At 37.1% G+C, this 20,075-nt stretch carries 16 protein-coding genes; 10 read left to right on the top strand and 6 right to left on the bottom strand.

Translation table 11 applies throughout. The annotated features are described in order from the left end of the window. Position 1: 1 nt before the first annotated feature. From LQ227_RS11530 to htpG, 8 genes are all read left to right on the top strand, one after another. The gene (locus LQ227_RS11530) at positions 2 to 1,102 is read left to right on the top strand and encodes an efflux RND transporter periplasmic adaptor subunit (RefSeq protein ID WP_230144497.1); all 1,101 of its coding nucleotides are present in this window, start codon (positions 2 to 4) and stop codon (positions 1,100 to 1,102) included. Further along, positions 1,099 to 1,494 carry an efflux RND transporter permease subunit gene (locus LQ227_RS11525; RefSeq protein WP_230149423.1) on the top strand — a complete coding sequence of 132 codons (396 nt, stop codon included), beginning with the start codon at positions 1,099 to 1,101 and terminating at the stop codon, positions 1,492 to 1,494. The genes LQ227_RS11530 and LQ227_RS11525 overlap by 4 nt, the downstream gene beginning before the upstream one ends. After that, complete coding sequence (locus LQ227_RS11520; RefSeq protein ID WP_230144495.1) at positions 1,494 to 4,604, top strand: efflux RND transporter permease subunit; 3,111 nt, start codon at positions 1,494 to 1,496, stop codon at positions 4,602 to 4,604. The genes LQ227_RS11525 and LQ227_RS11520 overlap by 1 nt, the downstream gene beginning before the upstream one ends. A 1-nt stretch (position 4,605) precedes the next feature. Next, complete coding sequence (locus LQ227_RS11515; protein WP_230149422.1) at positions 4,606 to 5,916, top strand: TolC family protein; 1,311 nt, start codon at positions 4,606 to 4,608, stop codon at positions 5,914 to 5,916. A gap of 17 nt (positions 5,917 to 5,933) precedes the next feature. After that, positions 5,934 to 6,797 carry an N-acetylglucosamine kinase gene (locus LQ227_RS11510; RefSeq protein ID WP_230149421.1) on the top strand — a complete coding sequence of 288 codons (864 nt, stop codon included), beginning with the start codon at positions 5,934 to 5,936 and terminating at the stop codon, positions 6,795 to 6,797. A 115-nt stretch (positions 6,798 to 6,912) separates the two neighbouring features. After that, a complete protein-coding gene (locus tag LQ227_RS11505) occupies positions 6,913 to 7,305 on the top strand; it encodes a PleD family two-component system response regulator (protein ID WP_230144492.1) in 393 nt (130 codons plus the stop codon). A gap of 106 nt (positions 7,306 to 7,411) precedes the next feature. Continuing rightward, positions 7,412 to 8,149, top strand: a complete 738-nt coding sequence (locus LQ227_RS11500; protein WP_230144491.1) for a DUF4241 domain-containing protein — start codon at positions 7,412 to 7,414, stop codon at positions 8,147 to 8,149. Between the two features lie 425 nt (positions 8,150 to 8,574). Beyond that, positions 8,575 to 10,461 (top strand): molecular chaperone HtpG, encoded by a 1,887-nt coding sequence (gene htpG / locus LQ227_RS11495; protein ID WP_230149420.1) that lies wholly within the window; start codon positions 8,575 to 8,577, stop codon positions 10,459 to 10,461. Positions 10,462 to 10,607: 146 nt separating this feature from the next. Here htpG and LQ227_RS11490 read toward each other — a convergent pair whose 3' ends face one another. Then, on the bottom strand, positions 10,608 to 11,102 hold the full coding sequence (locus LQ227_RS11490) for a type I restriction enzyme HsdR N-terminal domain-containing protein (RefSeq protein ID WP_057933126.1): 495 nt from the start codon (positions 11,100 to 11,102) through the stop codon (positions 10,608 to 10,610). 21 nt (positions 11,103 to 11,123) lie between these two features. Further along, positions 11,124 to 11,498 carry a hypothetical protein gene (locus LQ227_RS11485; protein WP_215130574.1) on the bottom strand — a complete coding sequence of 125 codons (375 nt, stop codon included), beginning with the start codon at positions 11,496 to 11,498 and terminating at the stop codon, positions 11,124 to 11,126. A gap of 378 nt (positions 11,499 to 11,876) precedes the next feature. Here LQ227_RS11485 and LQ227_RS11480 point away from each other — a divergent pair, with 378 nt between their 5' ends. Continuing rightward, on the top strand, positions 11,877 to 12,620 hold the full coding sequence (locus LQ227_RS11480) for a LytTR family DNA-binding domain-containing protein (RefSeq protein ID WP_108198032.1): 744 nt from the start codon (positions 11,877 to 11,879) through the stop codon (positions 12,618 to 12,620). A 1-nt stretch (position 12,621) separates the two neighbouring features. On the opposite strand, the gene LQ227_RS11475 is transcribed toward LQ227_RS11480, so the two are convergent. Beyond that, the gene (locus LQ227_RS11475; RefSeq protein ID WP_230144489.1) at positions 12,622 to 12,765 is read right to left on the bottom strand and encodes a hypothetical protein; all 144 of its coding nucleotides are present in this window, start codon (positions 12,763 to 12,765) and stop codon (positions 12,622 to 12,624) included. Positions 12,766 to 13,159: 394 nt separating this feature from the next. On the opposite strand from LQ227_RS11475, the gene LQ227_RS11470 reads away from it, so the two are divergent. Further along, entirely contained in the window at positions 13,160 to 14,023 is an 864-nt protein-coding gene (locus LQ227_RS11470; RefSeq protein WP_230144488.1) for a sensor histidine kinase, read from the top strand. On the opposite strand, the gene LQ227_RS11465 is transcribed toward LQ227_RS11470, so the two are convergent. From LQ227_RS11465 to LQ227_RS11455, 3 genes are all read right to left on the bottom strand, one after another. Next, positions 14,020 to 16,818 (bottom strand): lantibiotic dehydratase, encoded by a 2,799-nt coding sequence (locus LQ227_RS11465; protein WP_230149418.1) that lies wholly within the window; start codon positions 16,816 to 16,818, stop codon positions 14,020 to 14,022. The two genes, LQ227_RS11470 and LQ227_RS11465, sit on opposite strands and share 4 nt — an antisense overlap. Before the next feature lie 211 nt (positions 16,819 to 17,029). Further along, complete coding sequence (locus LQ227_RS11460) at positions 17,030 to 19,030, bottom strand: OmpA family protein (RefSeq protein ID WP_230149416.1); 2,001 nt, start codon at positions 19,028 to 19,030, stop codon at positions 17,030 to 17,032. Positions 19,031 to 19,038: 8 nt separating this feature from the next. Beyond that, on the bottom strand, positions 19,039 to 20,040 hold the full coding sequence (locus LQ227_RS11455) for a PorP/SprF family type IX secretion system membrane protein (RefSeq protein ID WP_057933132.1): 1,002 nt from the start codon (positions 20,038 to 20,040) through the stop codon (positions 19,039 to 19,041). Between the last annotated feature and the right edge of the window lie 35 nt (positions 20,041 to 20,075).

Here is a 20,075-nt window from a genome sequence, read left to right as displayed (position 1 = left end):
CATGAAGAAAAGGTATATTATCTATGCTGTTTTAGCTATAGGCTTGGCTTATTTGGTCTATTACAGAATTAACGCAAATAAAAAACTCGAAGGGAAAGGCGGGCCATCTGCCGGGGCAGGAAAAGGTAAAGCTGGTGGTAAAGGGGGCGCTTCTGCACCATTGGTAGTTGATGGGATCATCGTAAAGCCGGTATCCTTTGATAATGACCTGGAGGTAACCGGTGCCATTGATGCAAACGAATCTGTTGTATTAAAAAGTGAAGTATCAGGATTGGTTACCGGTATCTATTTTCAAGAAGGTACAACGGTATCGAAAGGAAGTGTACTGGTTAAAGTAAACGACAGAGATATACAGGCCCAATTGCAGGATGCACTAACCAAACAAAAACTTTCCGGAACAAATGAAAACCGGGCAAAACAGCTTTTGGCCAAAGGTGCAATCAGTCAGGAAGAATATGATACAGCACTAGCCGATTTAAAATCGTTACAGGCGCAGGCACAATTAATTAGGGCACAACTGGCAAAAACGACTATCCGTGCACCTTTTACTGGCAGAGTGGGTTTACGTAATATTTCTGCAGGAACATATTTAACACCAGCCACCGTAATTGCCAATTTGGTAAGCACGAACCCGGTTAAAATTACATTTTCTGTTCCTGAAAAATATGCCGGACAGATTAAACTGAATTCGGAAATTACCTTTACTACTGATGGTTCTCCTAAAGAAAACAAAGGAAAGGTTTATGCCATTGAACCTGGAATTAACGCTGCAACCAGAACATTACAGATCAGGGCTCTGGCTCCAAATGCCGATAATCTGTTATTACCCGGCTCGTTCGCCAAAATTAAACTGGCTTTAAACACCCTTCAAAATGCTATTCTTATCCCTAACGAAGCAGTTATTCCTGTTTTAAAAGGTAAGATTGTTTATATCCAAAAAGATGGAAAAGCACAAGAGGTTAAAGTAGAAGCAGGTACACGTACCGATGAAAATATTGTAATTACCTCAGGATTAAAAGCTGGCGATACGGTTTTGACAACCGGATCGATGGCATTAAAGAAAGATGCCCCGGTAAAAGTTCATTTAGTTAAACAATTATGAGTATCTCAACCACGGGTATCAAAAAAGTAGCCTTTATTGCCGTCGCAAATATGGTTTTTGGCCTGGTTAGCTGTAAGCAAAGCCCTAAAGAGCGTGCAGTGATGCAGGTACATGTATCGTATGCTGAGGCAGATTCGGCTACAGTAATGAAAATTTTAGACCCTTTGCAAAAAGAAATTTCAAAAATCAGCAATATCCATAAAATATTAACTTCATCCCAAAAAGGTGCTGGCAACATTATCGTTGAATTTAACATGGATAAAAATATAGATAGTGCGACTATTGAGGTACAAAACAGGCTAACTGTAGCTAACACCGGTTTACCAAAAGAAGCCAAAATATATTGTTTTAGAATGAACAACGAGCATAAAAAAAATAAATACAATCAATAATGAGTATTTCAACCACGAGTATAAAAAGGCCGGTTTTGGCCATTGTGATGAACTTATTGATTGTCCTTTTCGGGATAATCGGCTATACCTTTTTAGGTGTGCGCGAGTACCCATCTATCGACCCAACGGTGGTTTCGGTAAGGACTTCCTATCCTGGTGCCAACTCAGATATTATCGAATCGCAAATTACCGAACCTTTAGAAAAATCGATCAACTCAATTGATGGCATCCGAAATATTTCTTCATCAAGCAACCAGGGAACAAGCAATATTACCATAGAGTTTAACCTCGATAAAAATATAGAAGAAGCCGCAAATGATGTACGTGACAAGGTATCGCAGGCGGCCCGTACCTTACCAAAAGATATTGACGGTTTACCGGTAGTAAGTAAGGCCGATGCAAATTCTGACCCGATTTTATCGATGACGATCCAGAGCGATAAACGCAATACACTGGAGTTAAGTGATTTCGCTGAAAACGTAATCGCTGATCGTATCCAAACCATTCCGGGTGTAAGTAGCGTACAGATCCAGGGGCAACGGAAATACGCCATGCGTATTTGGATGGACCCGAATAAACTAAGTGCTTACGGTTTAACTTCACAAGATATTGTTACCGCTTTAGATAATGAAAACGTAGAGCTTCCATCAGGAAAAATTACCGGAGCTACTACCGAGCTAACGGTTAAAACTTTAGGAAAACTGACTAACGAAAGCGAGTTTAACAACTTGATCCTGAAAACAGATAGCAACCAGGTAATCAAATTAAAAGATGTAGGTTATGCAGTTTTAGGGCCTGAAAACGAAGAAACCATTTTACGCGAATCGGGCAGACCGATGGTGGCCATAGCCATTATCCCTCAGCCAGGAGCCAATTATCTTGATATCAGTAAAGAGTTTTACAAGCGTTTTGATAAGCTAAAAGCCGATATCCCTCAAGACATTAAGCTGAAAGTTGCATTAGACAATACACTATTCATCAAACGATCGGTAACTGAAGTTGCCGAGACCATTGGTTTATCATTGGTGCTGGTAATCTTGATCATTTACCTTTTCTTTAGAGATTGGGCTATTGCTTTCAGACCATTGATCGATATTCCGGTATCGTTGATTTTCACTTTCTTTATTATGTACGCCTTCGGATTTTCAATCAACGTATTGAGTTTGCTGGCCATTGTACTCGCTACGGGATTGGTGGTAGATGATGGTATTGTGGTTACCGAAAATATCTTTAAAAAGGTAGAAGAAGGGATGTCGCCTTTCGAGGCAGCTATTAAAGGATCAAATGAAATCTTTTTTGCCGTAATTTCGATCTCCATTACCCTTGCAGCCGTATTCTTACCGGTAATTTTCTTACAGGGGTTTGTTGGCCGCTTGTTTAGAGAGTTCGGGGTGGTAATCGGTGCAGCAGTACTCGTCTCGGCCTTTGTATCGCTTACTTTAACACCAATGTTAAATGCCTACCTGATGAAAAAAGGCGGACATAAACCATCCAGGTTTTACAATTGGACCGAACCCTATTTTGTAAAATTAAATGATGCCTACGAATCGAACCTGAATAAATTTTTGGATAAAAGATGGCTATCCGTTCCAATCATTTTGGTTTGTATGGGCTTAATTTTCTTATTCTGGAAGATTTTACCAAAAGAAACCGCTCCATATGATGATAGAAGTGCGATAAACATTAATGCGACTACTCCAGAGGGTGCATCTTTTACCTATACCGATAAGTTTATTATGAAATTGAACCAATTGGTTCTGGATTCTGTACCTGAAAAAAATGTGAACATAACCATTACCTCGCCAGGTTTTGGTGGTTCAGGCTCGGTAAACTCTGGTTTTGTAAGGATGGGTTTAACTGATCCCGAAGATCGTAAGCGTTCGCAAAAAGACATTGCCGATATGCTTACCCGCATTACAAAGAAATACACTGAGGGTAAAACCATTGTAAATCAGCAACCTACCATCTCCGTTGGTCGCCGTGGGGGTTTACCGATCAGTTATATCATCCAGGCACAAAATTTCGAAAAATTAAGGGAGAAAATCCCTTTGTTTATGGATGCGGTATCGAAAGATCCAACATTCACCGTTTCGGATGTGAACCTAAAATTTAACAAGCCAGAAATTAATTTAACCATCGATAGGGATAAAGCCAAAAATTTAGGCGTTTCCATATCTGCTATTGCCCAAACCTTAAATTTAGGTTTAAGTGGCCAAAGGTTTTCATATTTCTTTATGAATGGAAAACAATATCAGGTAATTGGCCAGTTCGATCGTGGAGACCGGAAAGATCCATTAGATTTGAGCTCGGTTTATGTACGTAATGATAAGGGCGAATTGGTTCAGCTCGACAATGTAGTTACTGCTAAAGAAGAAAGTAGTCCACCACAACTGTACAGGAACAACCGTTTTATCGCAGCAACTGTTTCGGCAGGGTTAGCACCCGGAAAAAGTATTGGTGAAGGTATTGATGCCATGGATGCCATTTCTAAAAAAGTATTGGATGAAACTTTCTCTACTGATTTAAGTGGAGAATCGCGGGATTTTAAAGAAAGTTCTTCAAATACCTTCTTTGCATTCGGTTTGGCACTGTTACTCGTTTATTTAATTCTTTCGGCACAGTTTGAGAGCTTTAAAGATCCGATTATTATCATTTTAACCGTACCTATGGCCGTTGCGGGTGCATTTTTATCGCTATGGTTATGTGGCCAAAGCTGGAATATCTTTAGCCAGATCGGGACCATTATGCTTATTGGTCTGGTAACTAAAAATGGTATTTTAATTGTTGAATTTGCTAACCAGTTAAAAGAAAAAGGCATTCCAATCCCCGAAGCCATACGGGAGGCTGCTGTTTCGCGTTTGCGTCCAATTTTAATGACAAGTTTGGCCATTGCCATTGGTGCACTGCCTATTGCATTGGCTTTAGGAGCTGCTGCAAAAAGTAGAATGAGTATGGGAACCGTAATTGTTGGTGGTACCTTATTCTCTTTGGTTTTAACCTTATTTGTAATCCCTGCTATTTACTCTTATTGGGCTAAACCATACAAACCGAATAAAGAATTGAAAGAAGCCCATCGTTTTGAACAAGAAGCTTTACACATAGAAGAATAAGATGAGCAAGAAATTAAAAATATTTACCCTACTACTAAGCTTATCCCTTTCGGGCTTTGCACAAGAGCAGCTGAGCCTGCAGGAAGCCATTACCATTGCTTTACAGAATAATTACGACATTAAAATCAATAAAAACCAGGTCGATATAGCAAAGAACAATGCCAATATCGGCAATGCTGGTATGTTGCCCAATTTAACCGGAAGTTATACCAATGGTGGAAGTATCCAGAACACCAGACAAACCCCTGCAACTGGTCCTGATCGGGTAATTACAGGAGCAAAAAGTACTAATAACAGTTATGGAGCCGATTTAAACTGGACCATTTTTGATGGTTTTAGCATGTTCGCCAATTACGATCGCTTAAAAGAACTGCAAAAACAAGGTGAATTAAACGCACGCCTAACCATTTTAACTACTGTAGCGGATGTAATTACAGCCTATTATGATATTGTAAGACAGCAGCAATTGGTTATAGCAGCTGATAGTGCTATGGATGTTTCAGTATTACGCACCAATATTGCCAAAACAAAACTGCAGCTTGGCCGCGGTTCTAAACTGGATGTATTAACCGCACAGGTTGATTATAATACCGATACCTCAAATTACCTACAGACGAAAAATGCCTTACAGGTAGCTAAAGTTCGATTAAACCAATTGATGGTTAGAGATATAGGCACTTCGTTTTCTGTTGTTAATAACATTGATGTAGACAAAGGTATCCTCTTTAGCAAAATGGCCGAAATGGCCGAGCAGCAGAACCCGAATGTACAAAACGCCTTCATCAATCAGCGGATAGCTTCCTTGACCTTAAAATCGGTACGTGGGGCAAGATATCCATCTATCAGTTTAAACTCTGGATACAGCAGGGCAAACAGCACCAGCCCGACGGGTTTTAACCAAAAGTTTGCTGCAAACGGACTTACTTATGGTGTTACGGCAAGCCTTAACTTATTTAACGGCTTTTTACAACGCCAGCAAGAACGCAATGCAAAGATCGAGATCGACAATTCTATCCTGAATTTAAACAAAACCAAACTTGATGTAAACGCGCAGTTGCTTACCGCTTATCAAAATTACAGCACTTACCTTGATCTGATTAAATTAGAGCAACGAAATGTAGATATTGCAAAAGAAAACTTAGATATTACTTTAGCAAAATACCGTTTAGGCAGCATAGCCCCTTTAGAGTTAAGAGAAGCACAACGAAATGCGATAGATGCACAGAACCGTTTCATCGAAATGCAATATCAAGCCAAAATTGCCGAAACAACACTGAAAGAAATCAGTGGAAATATAAATTTATCTAATTAATTTTTATATTTAGTCCCATGATACTTGTTGCAGATAGTGGCTCATCAAAAACCGATTGGATGGGCTATCATAATGGCGAAACCATTAAATTTAGCACTCCTGGAATAAACCCTTATTTCTTAAGTGAGCAAGAAATTACCAAGCTGATTTCTAAAAATGAACCCTTATTACAATATGCGAGTGAGGTGAAAGAAATCTACTTTTTTGGAGCGGGTTGTTCTTCACCAGACAAACATGAAGTAGTCTCAAATGGCTTATCAGCTGTGTTTGATAATGCTTTTATTTCAGTAGATCACGATCTTCTGGGTTCGGTATATGCTACCTGCGGAAATGCCGAAGGCTTAAACTGTATTTTGGGCACCGGATCGAACATTTGTTATTTCGATGGAAAGAAAATCCATGATGGCCACCATGGCTTAGGTTATGTACTTGGCGATGAAGGTTCCGGTACTTTCTTTGGAAAAAAAGTGCTTTTAAGCTACATGTACAATAAAATGCCATCCAACTTAGCGGCAGAATTTAAAAAATCTTTCCCAGCAGAAAAGGAACAAATTATTACCAACGTATATCAAAAACCTTTCCCTAACATCTATTTAGCAGGTTTTAGCCGTTTCATGGCCAGCCATACAGACCATCCATTTATTCAGGATATTTTAAGAACTGGCTTTCAGGAATTCGTAGATACGAATGTTAAAGATTATCCAAAACATAAAAACGTTCCATGCCATTTTGTAGGTTCCATAGCTTATTATTATCAGGAAACATTAATTTCGGTGTTATTAGAAAATGGCATTGAGCCTGGGAAAATACTACAGAAGCCCATTGAAGAGTTATTTAATTTTATCTTAAATAAAGAAGGCATCGTACAACAAGCGAGTTAAAATCGATGTCTAATTCTTATCTACTATAAATTTATTGTTAAAATATCCTTAAGATTGTAAACATAACAACATAAACTTTTGTTATATTTTTAGCGGCATATAAATGCTAACACATATGAAGAGAATACTGGTAGTAGACGATGATATTGAGGTTTTAGAAACCATACAATTAATACTGGAAATCGGAGGATTTAAAGTTTCGGCACTAAATGATGGTGAAGAAATTTTTAACAGAATCGAAAAATTTAGCCCTGATTTAATCTTACTGGATATTTCTCTTGGGCATATCGATGGGCGTGTGCTCTGCGAGCAGTTAAAATCAATTGAAAGTACCTCGAAAATTCCAATTTTACTGATTTCTGGTTTATACGATCCAAAAGATTTTACAACCTTAAACTACGGTCAGGACGATTTCTTGTCAAAACCATTCCAAATGGATGTATTGCTTAAAAAGATCAGTAAAATTCTTTCACTGGAAGAAGATAAACCAAGTTTTCTTTTAAATTAAGTTAATCCAACATTAAAATATTTAGCCAAGAGGATTTTCAAATCGTCTTGGCTTTTTTATTTAAAAGAATAAAATTTATCTTCCTAGCGAACAAATTTTAAATACCATGATACCAAGCAATGAATGGTTAAAAACCTGGAACGAGAAACGTGCTTTATTAGCCTGCCCCAACAATTTGAATGATTATTTTGAGGAAACCTCAGTAGCTGGTAAAAAAATAGATCACCTAGAACTGGGAAGTGTTTCTATTCCAACAGGAGAAATACTGGTCAGAGATCCACTTGTATATGTTCAAAAAGATGCTGAACCGTATTTAATTAAGGTCCCTAGAGGCGAATTTCCGGTAACTGCAGCTGTAGTTGTTCCCGATGGTGAAGATTGTGCCAGATATGCTGCCGTCAAAGTGCAATTTACAGCTTATGATGCTATACGCTTTGAAGAGGCACTAATAGGCACAGAAGACCTTGTTGATTTTAACGAAGGAGAATTTTTTGGTTTTAATGTGGATGCAGGACTAGCTTGTGTACTGGATAAAGAAACGTTAAACCATTTCTGTGCATTTCAAGACACGTTTAATAAGGAGAATCCCGGTAAAAATCTGTATGATGATTACTTCGCTGCACTTTTTGCAGGTAATTATGCTGAAAACCCTGACTACCAACGTGAAGAAGGCGATTGGATCAACTGGACAATACCCAGAACTAAATATCATATCCCATTTTTTCAAAGTGGCTTTGGTGATGGTACCTACCCTGTTTATTATGGTTTTGACATTGATGGCAATATTTGCGCACTGATTATTCAGTTTATTGATCTTGAGCTGGCTTACGGAGAAGAGGCATAATTGTCCAACTTCCGATAGTGGTCTGTGGAGACACAGACCACGGAATCAAACAAAGGCGCGGAATAGGCGCTATGAGTGGAAACCCCTCCTACTGGCACAGCCCGATCTGATCTAAACCCGATGGCACGAATGCCCCCGATTAAACACTGCTTTTTTATTATGCTATTGTGTGCCTGTTTGTTTCACCGGTTTTCATCGGGGCAGCAGGTACAGCGGGACTAACATTGATTGAAATACTGGCTTTGCTTTCCGAATCATTATTTAACTGGTGCAATAATAAAAACAACTAGTGGCCCGTGAGACAAAGACTATGGAATCAGAAATTGGCTTCGCAATGACGACTCGCGCGGCTGTCATTTTGGCAAACAAATTCTTTTGGAACAACCCTTGTTATGCAGGATATAGATTAAACAATTTATTTACATATGAGCATACAAGAAAAAGGAAATATCTCCATACATACCGAGAATATTTTCCCGATAATTAAGAAGTTTTTATACTCTGATAACGAAATTTTTCTTCGTGAGTTGGTTTCTAACGCAGTAGATGCAGTCCAGAAAATTAAAAGACTAGGTTCATTAGGTCAGTTTAATGGCGAAGTTGGTCAACCACTGGTGCAAGTTGCGGTTGATAAGGACGCAAAAACCATTACCATTAGTGATAACGGTTTGGGGATGACTGCCGAAGAGATTAAAAAATACATTAACCAGGTTGCATTTTCTGGCGCAAGTGAGTTTGTAGAGAAATTTAAAGATGCTAAAGATGCCAATGAAATCATCGGTAAATTCGGTTTAGGTTTCTACTCGGCCTTTATGGTTGCCGATTTAGTTGAGATTCAAACTTTATCATACCAGGATGGCGCTGAACCTGCACGTTGGGTTTGCGATGGCAGTACAGAATTTGAAATTACTGAAGGCACTAAAACTACACGTGGTACCGATATTATCCTCCATGTAAACAAAGATTCGGAAGAGTTTTTAGAAGAAAGTAAACTGCAGGAAATTCTTGATAAATACGCTAAATTTTTACCGGTTCCAATTAAGTTTGGTACTAAAACAGAATCGGTTGAAGATGGCGTAGATGAAGAAGGTAAAACGAAGTATAATGATGTTGAAGTTGATAACATTATCAACACCACCAACCCGATCTGGACAAAAGCTCCTGCAGATTTGTCAGACGAGGATTATTTAAGCTTTTACCGCGAATTATATCCATTTAGTGAAGAACCATTATTCTGGATCCACTTAAATGTTGATTATCCTTTTAATTTAACAGGCGTATTGTATTTCCCTAAATTGAAAAACGATTTCGAAATGCAGCGCAACAAAATTAAATTGTACTCCCGCCAGGTATTTATTACCGATGAGGTTAAAGATATTGTTCCTGAGTTTTTGATGTTATTGCACGGTGTAATCGACTCTCCGGATATTCCGTTAAATGTATCGCGTAGTTTCTTACAGGCCGACAGCAACGTTAAAAAGATCAATAACTATATTACTAAAAAGGTTGCTGATAAATTAGGGGAGTTATTTGCTAAAGACCGTAAAGCTTACGAAGATAAATGGAAAGATATTGGTCTTTTTGTAAAATACGGGATGATCAGTGAAGAGAAGTTTTATGATAAAGCCAAAGATTTTGCTTTAGTTGGAAACACTAAAAATGAGCTTTTCACACTTCCTGAGTATAAGGAGAAGGTAACCGCATTACAGACCGATAAAAACGGCACAGTGGTTTATTTATATACCAATGATGCTGCTAAACAAGATGCATTTATCCAATCGGCCAATAAAAAAGATTACGATGTTTTAGTATTGGATTCGCCGATCGACAATCACTTTATTAATCAATTGGAGCAAAAACTAGAGAAAACATCAATCAAACGTGTTGACTCGAGTGTTGCAGATAAGTTAATCGAGAAAGATGAGCAGAACGAGCATGTTTTAACCGAAGAACAGGTAAAAGAAGTAACTGCTATTTTTGAAAAAGCCATTACCAAACCAGGTATGCATGTAGAAATTGTGGCTTTACACCCTGAAGAATTACCAGTTACCATTACCATGGATGAATTTATGCGCAGAATGAAAGACATGGCTGCAATGGGTGGTGGAATGGGCTTTTATGGCCAGATGCCAGACAACTATAAGGTTGCCATTAATGGAAACCATAAATTGGTAAGTAAAATTTTAAAAACTGAAGGAGAAGAGCAGCGCAACCTGGCTAAACAAGCGGTAGATTTAGCACTTTTAGCACAGGGTATGTTAACTGGTGCAGAATTAACAGCTTTTGTAAGCAGAAGTGTAGAATTAATTTAATCAGGAAATCCTGTTATAGTTTAAAGGGCGAAATCGATTAGATTTCGCCCTTTTGTTTTTAGGCCAAGTCCACAAAAAAAGTCCCGACTAGATCGGAACTTTTAGGCAAGAATTTTCGGGAACTCTTAGATTAAAATTAATATTGTTTAGCTTGCTATTGGTGCCTGCTTTTGATCTACATTGAAGTAATCTTTATGATCTTCGATCATTTTGGCAATCGTGGCCGCTTTAGTATCGGTTATTTTAAATTCGAACAATGGCTCTTGATTTTTCTTTGATCTCACCATTTTCTCTGTATAAAAGCGGTATACCAAACCATTGGTTAATAAACCATATTTAGCTTTTGTTTTACGGAAATATTTAGATAAACGTGAATCATGGATATCTAAATTTTCAGCATGATGTTTACATTCCACCAAAATTGTTGGCTCGCCATCTTTCATAATGGTATAATCAACTTTTTTACTTTTTTTAACCCCGAAGTCTAGAACAGCTTCAGATTGAACCTCAGAAGGATCAAATCCTAAAATTTGGATAAAAGGCATAACTAACGCATTCCTGGTTAAATCCTCAGATTGAACTTGTGGAAGCATTTTCTTAATTCTTACGGCAAACTGCCCGATTTCGTCTTTCAATTCCATGATGTTATCTATTATAGGTAGTTAGTTTTTTAAATTGTATTGGTTAAATACCGAGTTTGCAGTGATAATAATTTGATCCAAACTTTGTTTATCAAAAAAATTTCTGTTCAACATATCGATCATATAAGTCAATTTATTGATATCAGTAGCACGCATGGTAAACTGAAAATTTTTCATACCATCTTTTATCGCCTGCTGAACATAATTACGTACAACCAGAAAAGATTTTCTGAATGCGTATTCGCCATCCAATTGGCCCTTAACAAGGTTTTGTCCATCAAGATTGCTATATTCATTTTGCATTCTCTGGTACATATCTGCGTTGATTCCTTGATTTTTTAGAATCCCCTTGTAGTAGATTTTATTAAGTAAATACTCGTATTCGTTGTGTTTCATGTGGAGGCTTGGTAGATGTAGGGGAATGTTTCTTTTGCTTTCGGTATTTTTGTTTTTTGGTTTTTAATAAATCTTTAACCCAGTATTGTATGGCCTGTTTTTAATTTTATTATCTACAGGCTACACAAGATTGGGCAGGCAGATGTTTTTCACAATTAGTAGTTTTCACTGCTAATTATTTTGTTTTTGGCAAACAGTATAAAGATTATAAAAAGAAGGGGTCTGGATAATTTTTTTACATCAACCACCCAGAATATTACACGAAACCTACGTTTTTTTACACGAAACCTGGAATAAGTTTTTTTGGTGCATTTGTTAATTCAATTCATTTTTATTTAACTTGCAGTCAAATCAAATAAAACATACATATTTATACTCATGAATCTAAAATGCGTTGTTATAGACGACGAGCAACATGCAATTGAAGTGTTAACTGACCACATTGCAGAAATGCCTGGTTTAACAGTTTTTAAAACTTTTACCAGCCCTGTCCAAGCACTTACTGAGATCAGTATTGAGGACGAAATTGATTTATTGTTTATGGATATTGATATGCCAGGAATCAATGGATTGGAACTGGCTAAAAATATCAGAGAAAAAGCAAAATATTTGATTTTCACTACTGCACATCCTGATTATGCCCTGCAGGCATTTGATGTACAATCAGATCAGTACTTATTAAAACCTATTTCCTTTGCAAAATTTGCACTAGGAATTGATAGGATTTTAAAAAAGGAAGCAAATAATACCAAGGTTACTACGAAAGAAGCCGATCAGGTGGCTGCCCTTTATATTAAAGGCGACCATAAATATGCCTTTTCTAACATTGCCATTGATGAAATACTTTACATCAAAGCGCTACAGAATTATATACAGATTATTACTAAATCTGAAACCCACACTACCTACCTTACACTCAAGGAAATTGAAAAGGCCTTAGAAAACCACGCATTTATCCGTGTTAATAAATCGAACATTGTTGCTAAAGCGGCAATTAAAAAAGTAGATGGAAATATAATCCGTTTGGTAAATAACGAGATGATCCAAATTGGCGAAGGTTATAAAGAAGCTTTCTTCGCCTATGTACAGAGCAGTTTGTTAAAATCTAATCGAAATCAATAAACTAAAGGTCTACAATCCAGCTAGTCATTACTACTGTGTGGCTTTGATCACCTGTAGTGTTAGTAGTAAAGTTGTTTTGACCTTTAACATTTTTATAAACAAAAACAGTTTTTTTTGCAAGTTTAGTAGTGTGTTGTGCTTTCATGATATTATATATTTAATAGTTATTTATTGTTGTTATTAATTTCTGTAAAGATGCAGCGTAAAATTAACCACAACTACTTTTTTACACAAAACCCCAATTTTAGGAGACAAAAACCCTATTTCAATAGATTTAAAGCGAAAAAATGACTTTTTCAACCCTCAAAATATTATATAAAAAATATAAACTTCATTTACTTATCTGGAGTATTTACATCATATATGAAGTATTTATTTTAGGTTACACTTCTAAACAATTTAGACCGGCCGGTATCTATCTGCTTATATATATCACTAATATATCTGCTTTCTATTCTCATTCATTTTTGTTAAAAAAAGTGTTAAATAACAAGAATGGAGCCTTCAGATTCTTAAAAATATCGTTACTAATATTATTCATGTTAACAGCTTATATTATTGTAAGTTATTTACTTGTAATGTTATTTGGAAAAATTGGGATAATAGAAAGTGAAAATTGGGACTTTATTGGTCGTAGTTTTATATTATCAGGTATATACAGGGCATTATTATTTATAGGTTATGCTACTGGCTATGTTTATATTATCAAATCATTTCAGGATCAGAAGAAAGTAGAAGCATTGGAACGCCAAAACCTGGTCACCCAGATAGAGAAACAGGCATTAGAGAACGATCTCGTGCAATCGCAGAATAATTATCTGCGGAGTCAGATCAATCCACACTTTCTATTTAATACTTTAAACTTTATTTATAACGACGCCCGCAAAAAGGCACCTATGGCTGCAGATGCAATTATGAATCTGGCCGAAATGATGCGTTATGCCTTAAAACGTCCTGAAGCATCAGAGATGGTTCCATTAAGTGAAGAAATTGAGCAAATTGAACACTTGATCAATCTTCATAAACTCCGAACGGCTAACACAATTAATCTGGAACTTGAGGTAACGGGCGATATGTTCGGGTTAAGATTTCCACCGCTTATCTTATTAACTTTGGTAGAAAACATATTTAAGCATGGAAATGTTTCACACTCTACTCAACAGGCCCTTATTAAAATTGCTTACCAAAATGACAACCTCAATATCAGTACCATAAACATGATTAATGATAATAAGGGCAAACAGACAGAAAGCCATCATGTAGGGATTGACAATATTAGCAAGCGCCTGAGTAATTTTTATGGTAATGATTATGTATTCAGGTATTATAAAGACCCGCTTAACCGGTATATTACTGAAATAAATGTAACTGTTGTTAACCCCTTAGCCAAGTTAAACCGTTAAGCTTTCATTGCATTTTGGCGCTGGATATCTTTTAGCAGAAAATAATACATAACCATTTCATGTGTCCGCTGATCTTTGCTGAAAAGTCTGTTTACATGCATATGCATTAAATCAGTTAATAGCTTTAGTGCATTTTCGGGAGCACATTGTTTAAGAATTTTGATGAACGAATCTGAAAACTTATCGAACTCCTGCTCCTGCGCTGTTGTTAATGCCATCCACTCTGTTTTACGAAACTCCTGGTAGTGATTGTTTAATTGTTTAAAATCGGCAGCATCTAATCGATGTTCCTCATTAAAGGTATCAGACATTATTCTCAGGATCTTATTGATGGCCAGCTTATCTATAATGTTAGATTCGATAATCTTAGAAATTAAAAGACTACACAATTTATATTTGTTGAAATCATCAGTCTGAGTTTCTAAAAGCGATAATACAAATTCACTATCTACAGCAAAATGCTGCTCAACATCTTCGATCATGTTGCTGCCATAACGCTCTAACTCTCGCTTATAGGTTTTAATCTGTACATCAGACACCAAACCTGAATTTAAAAACAATTCCAGCTCATCCATAAGTTTTGATGTTAACAGCTGCCCATCCCTTAGATTGTTAAGTTGAACCCTAAACCTGATGTGGTTTCCATTTTCATTGTAGCGGATAAAAAACCACGATTTAACCTGATCAGTATGAGTGGATATGAACGGCGCAATTACATCTGTCAAAATCTGATCACCGCGTTGCTGGTGGCAATAAATTTCGAAATACAGCCATTCTTTACCTGGCAGGAAAAATCGCGTTACTTCAGCATTTGTGGATGTTTTAGCCACACCATGATAAATCTTTTCGCCATGACCTATACTTAAAACAAACTGGGCTAAATAGGGTTTAGCTGCTTCATCAACCACGATACTGTTTTGAGGCAGTAGCATTTCTTCTATGTAAGTACTCCCATGTTTTTGCAGGTATTGCAGAAAAGCATTTATATCATCGTCGTTTTGTAGTGCAAAGCATAATGTTTGATCGGATATGCCTGCTTTAAAATATTCGCTAACACCTAAATTGCTCAAGTATGACCTACAGTTGGCGACAGATAGCCACTTTTGATCGGCACCTAAAAGGACTTCTTTTTTAATCCTCCATTTATTACTGTTTAAAACTATATTTTGATATTGTAACCTTGGATAATAATCCAAATCAGGGAAAATAGTATCAAGTGAAAAGGAAAGATTTGTTTGTAAGCCTTGATGTTGCAAATCGCACAGTAACCTAAATACTGAAAGATCTGAGCGGATGTAGTTGTACGCAGAAGCCATTCTTGGAACGAGCCGTTTATTTAAATGCTTAGAGCGAAGGATGATTTCTGTGCCCCGAATTGAAATCTGTATATCATTTAAGGCAAGTGGCGATGCTGAGGTATCAAAATTTAAGATTGATAATTGATGCCCATAAATCAGTTTTCGTCTGTTTATATTATCTACATTGGCCTCAACCATATAGGCCACATCAAAAAATAAAACCTCAGGGTTTGCCTGTTGTTCTGCGCCCGCAATATCTTTAGCATATTGTGTTACATCATCGGCTGCCATTGTAAATCTTCCGCTTAATGCATTTGATGTTGCTCCACCTATCTGTTCGATAAAAATCAAATCGTCATGAACAGACATTACCATGCTAAGTGAATTAGGTAAGGCTGCCAATTTCTGATTCGGTGTCAAGGTAAGTTTGTTCAGATAAACAGTTTTACCTTTTTCGAAGCTTTGTTCCGTCAGGAAGGTTTTTAATGCCGTTTTAATATTTTCTGCCTCCGCTTTTTTCGGCGGCTTAGTATTGAAGCGTGCGATAAATTCGCTGTTTTGACCAGCTTGCTCCAGTTCATCGTAGCCTACACCCATTTCTGGATCTAGTGCCAGTAATAATGGTACTTCCTGATCTTCGAATTTCTTTTTAAACCTGATCTGAAACTGGCTAAGGGCATCACGATCTTTTGCGGGCATCATACCATGGAGTATATTGATCAAACCTGGAATAGCCTGAAGCAAACGTTCATTAATACTACCCGATAAAGCAGTGCGTTGAGCGATAAGATATTTTGGTAACTCAGCCGTAGCAGTGAGCCTTAAACGTTCAAAATAATCATCCCCTATGATATTGGGATCGTAGTTGGTAAAAACAAGCTGTAAATCGTGCATATCCTGCAGCAAAGCAAAAAGGTTTTCGGTTTCAGCATCATTTAAATTTAATTGTTTTGCCAGATCGTTAAGCCTAATCGGTGTTAAGCAAGCAGCCAATATTTGCTTTACAAAATCGTCTTGATCTAACTCAGCAAGTTCGAAAACACCATCGGTACAAGCTATATACCGGATACTGTTGGGCGTTAAATAATAACTGCTGTTACTAAATATAAGGCAGTTCTTTCGCAGCACTTCTGCCAATGGCAATTGAATATTATTCTTATAAGGCCAATCAACCAATTCGCGAACCTTTTGGGTTTCTTCAACTACTATTCTGCTTTCCGATGATTTAATGGCATTGCTCAACAAACTAAAACCAGCAAAGGTACCATATGGGGTCGACCGGAATTTCGCACGGTTAAAATATTTCCATATGGTAAAATAAACTTTAGGTGGAAGATCTTTTAGTTCGTTTGCCTTTACTTCTTTTATGGTTTCGTAAAATACTGTAGAAGATATTGCAATTGCTGCTTTTAATTCCTCCCAACAATCTACCAGTTCAGATTGATATGAAAATTTAGGTGTTCTAAAAATTACGGTTGGTTGGATATTAAGCTTCATTGAATTTAAATAGTGTGCGAAAATTACAAAGATTAATTTAAAAAGTTATCAATTGACAGTTTCAGTTTGCAGTTCCATACGCACAATCCTTTAATAGTGCATTAAAAATTCAGGGGCACATAGATCTAGATTACAAATCCCCAACCAACTTCATATAAACTAAAAAGCCATCTTCTTTAGGAAGATGGCTTACCGGAATGTTAATTGAATTTTATTTTTTGGTTACTTTAAATTCTGTTCTTCTGTTTTTTGCTCTTCCTTCGGGATTATCTTTTTTCTTGCGTTTCACTACGATTTCGTTTGGCGCAATCGGCATTGATTCTCCATAACCTTTAGAAGTCATTCTAGCAGCAGCAATTCCTTTACTTTCTAAATAGTCTGTACAAGATTTTGCTCTTCTGTTCGATAGATCTAAGTTGTACTCATCAGTTCCAATATTGTCCGTATGAGAACCCAACTCGATTTCCATTTCAGGGTTATCTTCCATAATCGGGATCAGGAAGTCTAACACTTTTTTAGAAGGTTCAGTTAATTCGGCACTGTTAAATTCGTAATAAACATTATCCAACGCCATTGGGATACCTATTCTGAAAGGGCTTAAACAGTAATCTTTATAAATTAAGGTATCTGCTTTTGCCAATTCTTCGTAAGCATAGTTTTTCGTTACCGCAAAGTAATTATCTTTCGCAAAAAGCAATTTGATTGGTCTTTTTGAATCTACTTTAAATTTGTATACACCATCATTGCCTGTTGTAATTTTCTGAGCACCCTCTGCATTGGTAAGCGTTACATTTGCCCCTGCTAATGGCAATTTAGTTTTACAGTCAGTTAAAATACCTGCAATTGAGAGGTATTCTTTTTTCACTTCAAATACCTCTAAACAGCATGATGACTCGCGATCAGAACTGATATATCCTTTTGTTCCCTTATCATCTGTTGCAGTGAAGTAAAGATCATCTTTTGATGAGTTAAACGGGTAACCAGCATTTTTTGGCTTGGTCCAATCTACAAGATCACCTTCTGATTCAAAGAAATCGAGACCACCAAAACCTATTCTACCATCGGTACTGAACAATAACTTTTTGGTTAATGGGTTGTAGTATGGTGCCCGTTCATCATCTTCTGTATTAATGGTTGGGCCAAAGTTTACGGCCTGACCTAAAGATCCGTCTTCGCGAACGGTACAATACCAAAGATCGTACTTACCATAACCACCGCTTCTATCAGATGAGAAAAGCAGGAATTTACCATCGCTGGTTACAAACGGTTGAGTTGAATTAAAATCTTTACTGTTTACCTGTAAACCAACCGGTAGTGGGTCTGCCCATTTATCACCTGTTTTTTTTGAAGAATAAATGGCATATTTTTCTTTATCCTTCCAGGCTGTAAAGTACACTGTATTTCCGTCAGGAGTAAAAGTAGCAGCAGCAACTTCCATGTTTTTAGGGAAACTGATATCAATCTTTCTCACCGCAATATCAGCCGAAGTTAATTCGCCCTTAGCTGTATAAATATTATTTAGGAATGGATTGCTTTTAGTTGATACCTGAACTTCTCCAGCACCTGTTTTAACCATGTCTTTTTTACTACCTACAGCAACCGGACGGGATGAAGTAAAATATAACTCGTTGTTGATTCTAACAGGAGCATAATTAGAGCCTAAACCATTTACATTACCAGGTACTTTTTTAACTTGCACCATGCGTGGAAAACGCATTTCTTCGATCGCAAATTTGCACGATTCGATTTCCTTTTGGGCGTCTTTAGCTAAAGCATCACCAGGATTTTTTTGGATGAACTGTTGAAAAGCATCGATAGCCAGGTTAAATTTTTTATTTGCCCTTAAGCTTTCTGCATAATAAAATAGCGCCTTTCTAAAACGTGTATTGGTAAAGGTGATCGCTATGGCGTAATATTTTTCAGCCTCGTTAAATTCCCTATACAACCTACTAGATTCTGCAAGGTTATAAATCGATCCTTCATAATCGTCTATCACTTTATCATCAGTCGCTGATTTCCTTTCCATACCGTAAGGTAAAATGGCCTGGGTACTGTCTCCAGTAATTTTTAAGGCTTTTTTATAAAAAGTAGATGCTGCGTAGTAATCCTTATTTTCGAAATAAGTATCTGCAACCTTTTTATAATTCACCACATACTGTGCGTTTGCAAAACCGCCAAATGCCACTAACAAAAAGAGTAATATTTTTTTCATTTGATTAATTATAAACGTGGACAAAAGAAGTTTGGACCAATAAGGCCGTTACGGCCAATTAAGGATATCGAAAGCTCTAAACCACCGTTACTGTTAGAAGCACGGTTGAAAGTAGAGGTATTAATATCATAACTTAAGCCGAAAACCATATTCTTTAACTGTAGGCCAACAAAGGCAATTGCAGCATCTTTATTGCGGTAGTTACCACCAAACAAAATGTTTGCTGATGGATTAACATTAAGCTGAGCATAAGCACCTAAAGATACCTCGTTTGTATTACCCTGATACATAAACAATGCATTAGGTACAATATCCAATAACTCTGAAGCCTTGATCCGCGCACCTCCATGTGCGGTAAAACGAACAGGGATACGTGAATTTGAGCCAGAGAAACGATCCATAGGGCGGGTTAAGTGTGCTGCACTTGCGCCTAAGAAAACGTTTACACTTTTGTTGGGGTTACCATCAAAATACATGATACCTGCATTTACATCAGGAACCAAAGAAGATTGAGATGAAAGTGTTTCGCCGCTCATCATACCACCATCATAACCTGAAATTGGATTAAACTGGTTACCAAACCTGGCCTGAGAGAAATCGAAACTGCGGTTAATTACACCAGCTTGTAATCCAAAACTCACCATCTGTAAACCTTCGGCACCAAACCTTAAACGGTAAGAGCCTGATACCAACGCAGATAAGTAGTTAAAATCTAACTCCCCTGCCCTTTGGTTTAAAATGGTTGCACCAAATGCGAAGTTCTTTTTTGGCGCCATATCGAACGATGCACCGCCTGTTAAGAAAGAACTGTTTAATGCACTCCATTGTTGTTTAAAATTTACAGTCGCACGGTAATCGCCGTCTATTACCCCGGTTAAGGCCGGGTTAAGATATAACGGGTTTGCATAATATTGTGAAAAATGCGGATCAGTTTGTGCAAAGGACTTAGCTGTACACAGCAGCAATCCTAGCACTGCAACATATATTTTTAAAGCCGATAGTATTTTCATGGTCTTTGATTTTATCTGTTTATTATTAATCCTCT

Source organism: Pedobacter sp. Bi27, assembly GCF_918698255.1.
Classification (GTDB): Bacteria; Bacteroidota; Bacteroidia; order Sphingobacteriales; family Sphingobacteriaceae; genus Pedobacter.
The sequence above is the reverse complement of the archived record's forward strand: the minus strand, read 5'-3'. Positions and strand labels throughout refer to the sequence as shown.